The organism is Lacinutrix neustonica, from assembly GCF_026625145.1.
GTDB classification, from domain to species: domain Bacteria; phylum Bacteroidota; class Bacteroidia; order Flavobacteriales; family Flavobacteriaceae; genus Lacinutrix; species Lacinutrix neustonica.
Genome location: NZ_CP113088.1, coordinates 1,897,260 through 1,909,114 on the forward strand (window position 1 = coordinate 1,897,260; position 11,855 = coordinate 1,909,114).

The following is an 11,855-nucleotide window of genomic DNA, read 5'->3' on the forward strand; positions in this document are numbered from 1 at the left end:
CGAAGTTAGAATATGAATGAAACAGACAAAATTTAAAATTATTTCAATAATTATTGGGCTTGTGTTCAGTGCTTTTTTAGGTGAGTTTTTGGCTCGTGTATATTTTTTTGGCCCTGCAGCATTTTCATATTCACGCACGAATTCATTTGGTATATTAGACAATTTCGGCCTATTAAAATATTCTGATTCTGATGAGCTAAAATATGAGTTGCTACCAAATTTAGACACTAAATACAAACTTGCCGATTTTCATACCAATGCGGAAGGTTTCCGCGATCGGAATCATGAAGTAAATGCAACGACGACTAAAATTGCGGTTTTGGGCGATTCATTTACCATGGGAACGGGTGTTTCGCAAGATGAAATGTACGTGACACAAACAGAAAAAGCCTTAAATAAACAAGATGCAAGGACAACCTATGAAGTGTTTAACTTTGGCGTTTACGGCTTCGCGCTGACGAATTATAAAACGATTTTAGATCGAAATGTACTAAAACACCGTCCTGATTTAGTGGTGATTGGATTTTGTGCTTCTAACGATCATTATGAACCAGGAACGGATTTTTCAATAGACGATTTCACCATAAAACCAAAGAAAAATGTGTTACGGGATTCGTATTTAAAAAAACTATTACAGGTCAAATTAAATGCGCAAGAACATAAACCTGTGACTTACGAACCTTATCATGTGCTATACATTGACAAGCAGTTTCAAAAATTCCAAAACACTTTAGAGCAACTCCATACCAAAGGACTTATTTTTTATATGGATTTAGTGTACGACCCTACTCGAATAGCACAAATAAAAGATTTAGCTCAGAAAAACGGATTACTATTTTTAGATGTTTCCGAATTTTTTTACGGTAAAAATCTACCAAAATACATTGTAAACGAATTAGATCCACATCCAAATGGAAAAGCGAATCAAATATTTGCAAACAAGCTATCAAGTTATATTTTAGCCAATAGAAACGAAATATTCAACAAATAATGGGAAATAAGATTATCATTTTCAATCCAAGAAGCGCTAATGCAAAGCATCGATTGCCAAATACAATTATTCAGGTTGGTGCTGCCATTCATGGAAAATATGACTATGTTTTTATAGACGGAAATATGGAGGACGATCCATGGGAGACGATTTCTAAATATTTTGCTACTGGAGAATATAAGTATTTCTGTTTGACCATCATGCCTGGTCCACAATTGAAGCAAGCGATTCCTTACGCCGAGAAAACTTAAAGAATTGTATCCGGAAATTATCAATATTTGGGGTGGTTATTTTGCTTCGAATCAATATAAAGTATGTATGAACTCGGGTATGTTGACTATATTATTAGCGGCCCAGGAGATAATACTTTCCCAAAGCTGTTAGATGTATTAGAGGGTAACAGTGATAAAAACCTAATGCTCATTCGCAATCTTATTTTTAAAAATGAAGACGGTAAAATCATACAAACCGTAAAAGAAGCTTTGCTAGACCAAGATTCGTTACCACAATACCCTTATACCTATTTTAATACCTTCTATCCATTGGAGAACTATTTAGCAAAGACCTTCATGGGAAAGAAAACCTTTGCCTATCACTCCAGTATGGGATGCCCTTTTACGTGTTCCTTTTGTGCCGTGGTTCCCATTTATAATGCAAAATGGAAAGCAAAAGCAGCACCGACTATCTATAAAGATTTAAAATATTTTAAGGAAAAATACAATATTGATGCTGTAGAATTTCATGATAATAATTTTTTTACATCGAAGAAACGGGTGATGGAATTTTCTAAACTTGTGATAGATGATAATATCGAATGGTGGGGAGAAGGTCGTATTGACACGATTAACAAATATTCGGATGAAGAACTACATTACATGCGAAAAGCAGGTTGTCGCATGATATTTTTGGGTGCTGAAACTGGTAACGACGAAGTCTTGAAACAAATGAATAAAGGCGGCACACAGTCGGGTGAAATGATTAAAAGTTTTGTGAAGCGCATGAAAGCTGTTGATATTATTCCGAGAACTTTCGTTCGTACTAGGATTACCTGGTGATAGCGAAAAAAAGGTGTATGAGCAGATTTTGTGGGACATTAATTTTATTCGTGAAATTAAAATAATTAATCCCGAGGCAGAAATTATTATTTATCTGTATAGCCCTGTCCCAACAGAAGGTTCAGAACTCTACCAACAGATTGTAGATGCCGGTTTCTCGTTTCCTTTAACCTTAGAAGAATGGATTGAACCAAGTTGGGAAAAGTTTGATTTGCGAAGAAACCCATTAACCCCTTGGTTAAAACCCTATATGGTAGATACAATTCAAAATTTTGAAACCGTGTTAAATGGCTGTTATCCAACAGTTTCCGATTTTAGAATTAAAGGTTACAAAAAATGGATACTTAAAATGGTTTCAGGCTATCGTTTTAAACATGGCTGGTACAAGTTTCCTTATGAAATCAAAGTATTGCATAAAATTTGGAAATACCGTCAGCCGAGAAATTGAAGGATTCTATTCAGAATAACCCCTATAAACATGTTTAAGAAACTAAAAAAAATGGCTTTCCCAATTGCCAAATTAGTGTTCGACACTTATCATTTAAAACAACGTACCTACACGTATGAAGGCATTCAAATCGCAATTAATCCGGAGGTGTTTCCGCCAAATTTTACTATAAGCACAAAAATTCTCCTCGATTATGTAAAATCGCTTAGGCTTCAAAATAAAACATTTTTAGAACTGGGGTGTGGTTCAGGAATTTTGTCCCTTTTTGCCGCTTCTAAAAAAGCAATAGTAACAGCTTCCGATATCAATCGAGTTGCAATCGAAACATTAAAAGAAGCTTCTAAAAAAAACAAAATACCTATAACCGTTGTGTATTCAGACTTATTTGAGAACCTTTTAAATAAAACGTTTGATTATATTATTATCAATCCCCCCTATTATCCAAAAGCCCCAAAAAACATTAAAGAGCATGCTTGGTTTTGTGGCGACAATTTTGAATATTTTGAAAAATTATTTGCGCAACTTCCACAACACATTTCACCGAATACTTTAATGATATTATCTGAAGACTGCGAGATTGAACACATCAAACAACTCGCTTTCAAAAACAAACTATCCCTTAAGTTAATTTCAAAAAAAAGCGTTCTAAAAGAGAAAAATTATATCTTTAATATTGAAAAAATATAACCCGTTTGAAAGCAACTTCACGCAATATACTACTAGACATTTTCAAAATTATTGTAGCCTTATTTGTGATTGCTTTGCACTGCCGTTTTTTATTAGATCTCAACCCAATTATTTATCAAATTTTTGGAAACGGAATTTTTAAAATTGCTATCCCTCTTTTTTTCTGTGTTAATGGTTTCTTTTTATTTAATGTTTTTAAACGAAATCACATTAAAATTTGGGTAAAACGTGTTGGTGTTTTATACGTTATTTGGATGTTAATCTATTCTTATTTACGGGTATATCTCAATGATTTTAATCTTCTAAAAATGATTGCTATATTCTTATTTGGCTTCAATCATTTGTGGTATTTGGCGGCTCTCTTTTTAGGAGGGATATTACTTTATCCCTTTCGAAACGCCTCAAACAATGTGTTGATCATAAGCGCCATTTGTTTATATTCCATAGGGATAATCATTCAATATCTGGGCGTGCTTCATGAGTTGGCTAGGTTTCCTCTGCTCGATAAATTAATGAGCTATCCGCCTTTACATAGAAATTTTTTATTTTACGCCTGGCCTTTTTTAAGTATTGGTTATGTTATTAGACGTAGTAATTTTCACACTAAATTCAAAAAAGCTACTGTTATCATTTTAATTAATATTAGTTTTCTAGCGCTAGTTATAGATTGTTTGGTTAATTTTTACTATTTATCACATGAAGTCATTCTTAATATGAATCTTTCTTTTTTATTATTTGGTCCTGTGTTATTAATTACCGCATTTTCTTTCCAAGTAAGGTCAAAACTAAATAGTAAACTATTATCCTCTTATTCTATTGCCATTTATTTAGTACATCCATTAATTATATTTCTAATTTTTAATGTTGTTACTTTGTCACAGACAGCATTAACTGTTGCCACGATTATACTATCTGTGATTGCAAGTTATTTCCTGATTTGGCTGAATAGCAAATTAAAATACATTTTATAAACGGTTTTATTAGTGAAAAACAAACTTAAATTGACGTCTATTTTATTCAGAAATTGCCTTCTTATTTTTCTTTTATTAGAAATTGGCTTAGGTGTTTTTTATAATTATCACGATGAAAATGGTATTGATTCTAATACCAAAAAACTTATTGCATCCGGGGCCTTTGGAGATTTGAACGATGAAACTATCAAAGAGATTTATAGAGAACTTCGACAACAAGATATGTTATGGGAACCCTATCTACATTATCGCTTCAAACCAATGAATGGTAAACATAATACCATTGACGAAAACGGTATTCGGAAAACCTTAAATCTCAGTTTAAAAGATTCAACATCAGCCATAAAAATATTTTGTTTTGGAGGCTCTACTATGTACAGTGCTGGAGCTCGTGACGCGTATACCATTCCTTCAGAATTATCTAAATTGATCCACAAGGCGTTTCCAAATAAGAATGTAGAGATTACTAATTTTGGTTGTCATGGATATACGCGAGCTACTGAGAATATTCAATTACAAAGAGAACTCATTAAAAATAACGTCCCCGATATTGTCATTTTCTATGATGGTGTTAATGAAGTTATTTCTGCACATCAAAATAATGAAGCGGGATTACCCACGAATGCTTATAACCGTAAAAAAGAATTCAAAATTGCACACAATTACAAAAAACGTATTGAATTGATGATTACTTCTAGTAATCTTTACCGATTTATTACTACGCTACAGCGAAAAATATCTAGTAATTCTCCCTATAAACAATTAGGACAACGATCAGATAGTTTAGCAACAGACATTGCAGATACGTATTTGGGTTACGTAAAAATCTCAAAAAGCTTAGAAAACACCTACCGTTTTAAGGTTTTTAACTTTTTACAACCCGTCATTTATTCAAAAAAGAATCTAACAACAGCAGAAAAGGGTTATTATAAAGACCAACAATACTATGAAAATCTGTATAACTTATCTTATGAAGTGATTAGAAAAGATTCACTAATGTCTAACGATAGCACATTTGTAGATATTAGCAATGTGTTCGATACTTCTAAAAAAACAATATATTGTGACTTTTGCCACACTAGTGAACGGGGTAATCAATTGGTTGCCGAGCGCATTTTTAAATATATAAAACCAGTAATTAGAAAAAGAATAATCCCTGTTTTATTAATATTAATTTAAATGATTAGTATCTGTCTTTAATGGGATGTACCCTTTTAAGTAAGTGCTCAGCATTAAATTACCACGGTAATTAATATGTGGATCATTCACAAAATATAACCTCGAATTTAATGAGTCTTTGGTTTGAAAAAAGGTCAAAGGGTTTAAGTGTTTTACGTTTCTATAGCCACTTAAATCTTTTGTTGCTTCACTAAAAAAAGGATAGTCATATTGTTGAATAGCTGTTTTACTATTAAACATTGCGCCTAGCTTTTTCATGTTTTCATAATAATAATCATTCACTTGTGCTTGATGAGGAATCCATAGTATGTATACCGGGACATCCGCAGGAACTGCGTCTAAAAAAGCGTTCATATGAACTAGCCAAGACCCATATCGTTTTTTAAAATCTCCTTCTAACCGTATTGTATAGTCTAAATAATTCGTGTCGCTTTTTAAAAAACGTTTGGTCCGAATATCATAAAAATCACTAGTAAATTCGTCCATTAATAGTACTGGCAGCCTAATGTCCTTTTCCACATTGAGAATAGCCAATCGCTGATTCAAATACCCCAAACTCAAGAAATGATCTGAAGCTTCCCAGTATATATTTCTCGGTAAAGGAATAGGCTTTTAAATTCCATAAATGATTCACATCTATCAGATCATTTCCAACATATACTTGGTATAATATTGCTTTCGGTTTATGTTTCTTTATTTTTTTTTCGCGAAGGTGTTCACTTGTCTAATCCCAAAACCAGGGACACTAAAGTTTAAAATCGAACAATTTGGAGCATTTTTTCGCAGCATATCTACGTAATTAATCGTTTTAGATGTGGCTGAGAACGAATCGCCAAATATCATGAGATCTACAGTGCGGTCTTCCAGATCTTTTTCTCTATTTAAGCCGTGATTTTGAGCTTTGTAAAAATCAATAACATTATATCTGTAGGACAGCTCAAACAGCACTAACGATACCAAAACTATTAGTGTTATTTTGGCTAAGGATAGACAAAAGCTCCTAAAAAAACGCATTCAATTAAAACAAAGTATATACAAATGGTGCAATAACAGAGTTTTCAGCGAAAATCACCAATAGGGTTAAGAGCACTAAAACAATGATAATAGGTATTAACCAAAACTTTTTTTGCTCTATTAAAAAAGCCCCTAATTGCTTTATCGTTTCATACTTACTCATAACTAACTTAATTTTTTATAATCTATTTCTCGAGTAACTGTTTTCCATTCCGGTTGATAACTTGGTTCTCTTCTAGAGGATCTTAAGATAAGAGATATCGGTGAAAAAACCACAAAATAAACCACACCCATAATTAAAAAACTAGTTACAGCACCGAGAACCTCCCCTATAAGTAACCATACAATCAAAAAGGGGAGTAATATACGTTTTACAGTAAAAGTAATAAGTAAAACTAATAACAAACCAACAGCCATAAAAATTTGACTTTGGTTTAATAAGAATCCATTTTTATAAATAGAGACCCCAAGAACACAAATAAGTACCACCGAAAGCAAATAGCCAAAGTCCCTTTGTTTTTTTGGCAACTTACTCATAGTTAACACTTTCGATAATGGCGTCTTAATCCAATTCATAATTTTTACTTACAATTAATTGTTCATCTACTTTTAAGTTATCTACTTTATTTAATACAAAATTTCCTAAAACCAGTACATCCATCTTTGTGTGAAAAAAACATCTTAAAGCATCTAAAGGCGATTCAACAATAGGTTCTCCTCTAACATTAAAAGACGTATTTATTAAAACTGGACACTCTGTTTTTAATTTAAAATTACTAATTAACTCGTGTAATAATTTATTTTCCTCCTTGTTTAAGGTCTGTACTCTTGCAGTATTATCTTCATGAATGCATGATGGGATTTCATTTCTTTTATTGCTCTTAACAGTAAAGAGCATGTATTTTGATATAGTATGCTTCATATCAAACCATGCGTTACAGTCTTCTTCAAGTACTATGGGAGCAAATGGTCTAAAACCTTCTCTAAATTTAATATTCAAATTAACATGTTTCTTCATGTCTTCAAACAAAGGACTTGCTAATATACTTCTATGTCCTAAAGCTCTTGGTCCAAATTCCATTTCATCTTGAAACCAGCCTACAATTTGCTTTTGTTTTAAAGCAGAAGAAACAGTATCACAAAGTGTAACATTGTCTAGTTTTGTATACGTTAAATTGTAGGAATTTAGATATTTTTCTATAGCTTCATTAGTATATGAAGAACCTAAGTAAGCCTGATCATTTAAAGAATTATTTAAATAAATTCTATCTTTTTTTAAGTAATGATACCATCCAGTATAAGCAGCACCCACTGAACATCCTGAATCACCGAGAGGCAGGCTGAACCCATATATTATCGAATATATTTTTTCCTAAAAGTTCTCCATTTGCTTTACAATTTAAAGCAACACCTCCCGAAAGACAAAGGTTATTTAAACCGGTCAGTTCTTTGGCATGAATTAAAATTGCTAAAATAATATCTTCAATAACAGACTGAATAGAAGAAGCAATATCGCAATAAAAATCCTCCATTTCCCCATCTAAAGCCCGTTGTTGTTTTCCAAAAATTTTACAAAATTTTGAGTTTATCGTAGATTTTCCTCTTTCAAAAGAGAAATAAGCCAAATTCAAATGAACTAAACCGGAAGAGTCATAACTAACAATATGGTCTAAAATACGTTGTTTGTAAATGGGCTTCCCGTAGGGCGCTAAACCCATTAATTTATACTCGCCTGAATTAACTTTAAAGCCACAATATTGAGTAAATGCCGAATATAACAACCCTATGGAATGCGGATAATGTTGTTCTTTTACAAGGTCTACTCTATTGTCTTTTCCTATTGCTATAGACGTACACGCCTTTTCCCCTACACCATCAATAGTAATAATTACAGCCTCTTGAAATGGAGAAGTAAAAAAACTACCAGTAGCATGAGCTTCGTGGTGTTCGCTATAAATAATCTCTCCAGTATAATTTAACTCATCTTTAATAATGCTTGAAACCCAAAGTTTGTTTTTCAACCAAGACAGTAATGTTTTTCTAAACAAATTAAAGGTCAATGGCGCTTCATTTAATAACGTGTTAATAACGCGGTCAAACTTTATAAAGGGCTTTTCATAGAATACAATCAAATCGATATCTGATATTGAAAGATGATTAGCTTCTAAGCAAAACGCAATTGTTTTATTAGGAAAAGACTTGTCGTTTTTAATTCTAGAAAATCGTTCTTCTTGTGCAGCAAAAAGCAATTTACCGTTTTGTATTAAACAGGCTGCTGAATCATGATAAAAACAAGAAATCCCAATAATATTCATAAAAAAGAATCAATGATTAGCGAATATAAAGCAAGTAATTTACAAACGGAATATGAATTAATAAATTTAAACGATTAAATCTTCTTCTTTTTGGACCTAAATGCAGCCTTGTCTTTACGTTGATTAAACGGCACCGCATCATTAAAGGTATGCTTCGCTTTTCCTGGTTTATTTTTACGCCATTTTTCAGTCTTTTCCGGAAGCAGCACTTTCAAAAGATCTTCACGACCCAACTTGTTTAACGTTTTTTTAATCCACTCTTTATTCTCCTCTTTGTACCAAAAGAAAAAGCGGTGTTGTTCGTCTTTTTCCTTACGTGTTATAGGTGTGTTTACCTTTTTAAGGGTGTACGGGTGGTAACCACTATAATAAATCACGGTTGCAACCGTCATGGGTGTTGGGGTAAACCCTTGAACTTGCTCTAGCTGAAAACCCATGTCCTTAGTTTCGGCAGCTAAATTAGCCATGTCCTCTACTTCACAAGCGGGATGATTGGAAATAAAATAAGGGATGAGTTGTAACTTTAAATTCTTCTTGATATTAATCTTATCGAAGCGTTCTTTAAATTTATGGAAATAGGTAAACGAAGGTTTACGCATCAGTTTTAAAACGGGATCACTGGTATGTTCCGGCGCCACTTTGAGTCGGCCGAGATACATGTTTGGTCATCACCTCTTCTGTGTAAGCGTCTAACTCTTTTGGATCCGCGTTTTTATTAAATTCCGGCACCAACATATCATGACGAATACCGAGAACCTATAAACGATTTTTTTACTTTAGGATGTCTATCAACGGCTTGATATAATTCGGTTAAAGGCTTATGTGAGGTATCTAAATTACTACATATTACTGGCGAAATACAACTAGGTGCCACACACTTGTCGCAAATAGATTGAATTTTACCTTTCATTTTATACATGTTGGCACTTGGCCCACCAATATCAGACAAATAGCCTTTAAAATCCGGCATATTTGCCACGGTATCCACTTCTTTTAAAATAGATTCTTGACTACGCGACGCAATAAATTTTCCTTGATGCGCCGAAATAGTACAAAAGCTACACCCACCAAAACACCCTCTGTGAATGTTTATGGAAAACTTGATCATCTCAAACGCGGGGATGGGGCCGCGTTTATCATATTTTGGATGCGGCAAACGTGTATAAGGCAAATCAAAAGAAGCATCAATCTCCGCCTCAGTCATGGTAGGATATGGCGGATTGATCATCAATACCTTCTCACCTACTTTTTGAAAAATACGGCGAGCAGCCAATTTATTAGATTCCTGCTCAATGACTTTAAAATTTGAGGCGTATTTTTTCTTATCCTTTAAACAGCTCTCATGAGAAGCGATTTCTACATCTTCCCAATTACTGTTTTTTGGAATTTTTTCGTCTTTATTTAATAGTACTGCGGTTTGATTTACCGTCGTAATACTATTAAAAGGGACCCCTTTTTCTAGTAAACGGATAATCTCACGCAAGGGCTGTTCACCCATACCATACACCAACATATCTGCCTTAGACGTTTCTAAAATAGTGGGCATCAATCGATCACTCCAATAATCGTAATGAGTGACGCGACGTAAAGACCCTTCAATACCACCAATTAAAACCGGGGTATCTCGGCCATTTTTCTTTTAAAATAGTACTATAAACGGTAGAGGCATAGTCTGGTCTAAAACCAATATCCCCATTGGGCGTATAGGCATCTTTATCACGTTTCTTTTTATTCGCATTATAATTGCTAATCATAGGATCCATACAACCCCCAGTAACCCCAAAAAACAACCTGGGTTTTCCTAGTTTTACAAAATCTTGAAGGTTATCGTTAACATTAGGTTGCGGTACAATCGCCACACGCAAGCCAAAGCTCTCGAGCAAACGTCCTATAACTGCAGGACCAAATGTTGGGTGATCTACATAAGCATCACCACTAAACAGTATGACGTCTAGTGCTTCCCATCCTCGTATTTTAACCTCTTTATTCGTGGTAGGTAACCAACTGGACAATTTTAATTCTTGCATAATGCTGCAAAAATAGTTAAAAAAAGAGTCCTAAGCATTATTATTAAAGCCTTTAGGATATATTTTAACATGGACATTATTAATCACAATCCATAAAAAGGATTCAATAACCCATTAGCGTTTTTCGTTTTTAAGACAGAAATAAACAAAATAACAGAGTTATAAACGGTCGTTTTTGCAATTTCGATTGTAGTTAACAATGCCTGAAAACATATCAACAAAGTTATCAAATAAAATACCGCATACTATTTGGTAATCAAGAAGATTGTCGTAAATTTGCAAACTCTTTTTGAGAGAGGAATGTTTAATAATAAAATTTAATAATTGTGGATACACTAAGCTACAAAACGATTTCAGCTAACAAAGCGACTGTTGATAAGCAGTGGGTTTTAATTGACGCTGACGGTCAAACATTAGGGCGAATGTGCACTCAAGTTGCAAAACTTTTAAGAGGAAAGCACAAGCCAAGCTTCACACCACACGTTGATTGTGGCGATAACGTAATTGTTATCAACGCAGAAAAAATCAACTTATCAGGAAACAAGTGGAATGACAAAACGTACATTCGTCACACTGGTTACCCGGGTGGTCAAAGAAGTCTAACTGCTACTGAATTGTTCGGAAAAGATCCGTCAAGATTAGTAGAGAAATCTGTAAAAGGAATGTTACCTAAAAACAAATTAGGCGCATCACTTTTTAGAAATTTAACTGTTGTTACAGGTACTAAGCACGCTCACGAAGCTCAAAAGCCTAAAACAATTAACTTAAACGAATTCAAGTAATGGAAGTATTACACAAAATTGGTCGTCGTAAAACGGCTGTTGCTCGTGTTTACCTTAAAGAAGGTAAAGGAAACATCACGATTAACAAAAAAGACATTAAAGACTACTTCGATACAGCAACGTTACAGTACAAAGTAAACCAACCGTTAGTTTTAACTAACAACGAGGAAACTTTTGATATTACTGTAAACGTCTTTGGAGGTGGTATTACTGGTCAAGCAGAAGCTATCCGTTTAGCTATTTCTCGCGCAATGTGTGAGTTAAATGACGAGAACAGAGGCATCCTTAAGCCGAAGGATTATTAACAAGAGATCCAAGAATGGTGGAGCGTAAGAAATTCGGACAGAAGAAAGCGCGTAAGAAATTCCAATTCTCTAAACGTTAAT

The 11,855-nt window shown here is 33.7% G+C and carries 13 protein-coding genes and 2 pseudogenes; 9 read left to right on the top strand and 6 right to left on the bottom strand.

What is annotated here, in order from left to right; genetic code table 11:
- Positions 1 to 16: 16 nt before the first annotated feature.
- The 7 genes from N7U66_RS10430 to N7U66_RS10460 all read left to right on the top strand — a co-directional run bounded on the left by N7U66_RS10430 (position 17) and on the right by N7U66_RS10460 (position 5,331).
- On the top strand, positions 17 to 991 hold the full coding sequence (locus tag N7U66_RS10430) for an SGNH/GDSL hydrolase family protein (protein ID WP_267678427.1): 975 nt from the start codon (positions 17 to 19) through the stop codon (positions 989 to 991).
- Positions 991 to 1,242, top strand: coding sequence for a hypothetical protein (locus tag N7U66_RS10435; RefSeq protein ID WP_267678428.1), 252 nt, complete (start codon positions 991 to 993; stop codon positions 1,240 to 1,242). The genes N7U66_RS10430 and N7U66_RS10435 overlap by 1 nt, the downstream gene beginning before the upstream one ends.
- A gap of 63 nt (positions 1,243 to 1,305) precedes the next feature.
- A complete protein-coding gene (locus N7U66_RS10440; protein WP_267678429.1) occupies positions 1,306 to 2,046 on the top strand; it encodes a B12-binding domain-containing radical SAM protein in 741 nt (246 codons plus the stop codon).
- Between the two features lie 13 nt (positions 2,047 to 2,059).
- Positions 2,060 to 2,494, top strand: coding sequence for a hypothetical protein (locus tag N7U66_RS10445; protein WP_267678430.1), 435 nt, complete (start codon positions 2,060 to 2,062; stop codon positions 2,492 to 2,494).
- A 51-nt stretch (positions 2,495 to 2,545) separates the two neighbouring features.
- Positions 2,546 to 3,181 (top strand): methyltransferase, encoded by a 636-nt coding sequence (locus N7U66_RS10450; protein WP_267678431.1) that lies wholly within the window; start codon positions 2,546 to 2,548, stop codon positions 3,179 to 3,181.
- Positions 3,182 to 3,186: 5 nt separating this feature from the next.
- On the top strand, positions 3,187 to 4,152 hold the full coding sequence (locus tag N7U66_RS10455; RefSeq protein ID WP_267678433.1) for an acyltransferase family protein: 966 nt from the start codon (positions 3,187 to 3,189) through the stop codon (positions 4,150 to 4,152).
- 12 nt (positions 4,153 to 4,164) lie between these two features.
- Positions 4,165 to 5,331 carry an SGNH/GDSL hydrolase family protein gene (locus N7U66_RS10460; protein WP_267678434.1) on the top strand — a complete coding sequence of 389 codons (1,167 nt, stop codon included), beginning with the start codon at positions 4,165 to 4,167 and terminating at the stop codon, positions 5,329 to 5,331.
- Here N7U66_RS10460 and N7U66_RS10465 read toward each other — a convergent pair.
- From N7U66_RS10465 to N7U66_RS10490, 6 genes and pseudogenes are all read right to left on the bottom strand, one after another.
- Complete coding sequence (locus tag N7U66_RS10465; RefSeq protein ID WP_267678435.1) at positions 5,323 to 5,865, bottom strand: hypothetical protein; 543 nt, start codon at positions 5,863 to 5,865, stop codon at positions 5,323 to 5,325. The genes N7U66_RS10460 and N7U66_RS10465 overlap by 9 nt on opposite strands.
- A gap of 484 nt (positions 5,866 to 6,349) precedes the next feature.
- Entirely contained in the window at positions 6,350 to 6,508 is a 159-nt protein-coding gene (locus tag N7U66_RS10470; RefSeq protein WP_267678436.1) for a DUF5989 family protein, read from the bottom strand.
- A 2-nt stretch (positions 6,509 to 6,510) separates the two neighbouring features.
- On the bottom strand, positions 6,511 to 6,921 hold the full coding sequence (locus N7U66_RS10475) for an SxtJ family membrane protein (protein ID WP_267678437.1): 411 nt from the start codon (positions 6,919 to 6,921) through the stop codon (positions 6,511 to 6,513).
- Entirely contained in the window at positions 6,908 to 7,657 is a 750-nt protein-coding gene (locus tag N7U66_RS10480) for a carbamoyltransferase C-terminal domain-containing protein (protein ID WP_267678438.1), read from the bottom strand. Before N7U66_RS10480 ends, N7U66_RS10475 begins: the two co-directional genes overlap by 14 nt.
- A 13-nt stretch (positions 7,658 to 7,670) precedes the next feature.
- Complete coding sequence (locus N7U66_RS10485) at positions 7,671 to 8,660, bottom strand: carbamoyltransferase family protein (protein ID WP_267678439.1); 990 nt, start codon at positions 8,658 to 8,660, stop codon at positions 7,671 to 7,673.
- A gap of 74 nt (positions 8,661 to 8,734) precedes the next feature.
- Positions 8,735 to 10,687, bottom strand: a pseudogene (locus N7U66_RS10490) (YgiQ family radical SAM protein).
- 326 nt (positions 10,688 to 11,013) lie between these two features.
- On the opposite strand from N7U66_RS10490, the gene rplM reads away from it, so the two are divergent.
- Both rplM and rpsI read left to right on the top strand, forming a co-directional pair.
- Positions 11,014 to 11,469 (top strand): 50S ribosomal protein L13, encoded by a 456-nt coding sequence (gene rplM, locus N7U66_RS10495; protein WP_267678440.1) that lies wholly within the window; start codon positions 11,014 to 11,016, stop codon positions 11,467 to 11,469.
- Positions 11,469 to 11,854, top strand: a pseudogene (rpsI, locus tag N7U66_RS10500) (30S ribosomal protein S9). The gene rplM and the pseudogene rpsI overlap by 1 nt, the downstream one beginning before the upstream one ends.
- Position 11,855 lies beyond the last annotated feature (1 nt).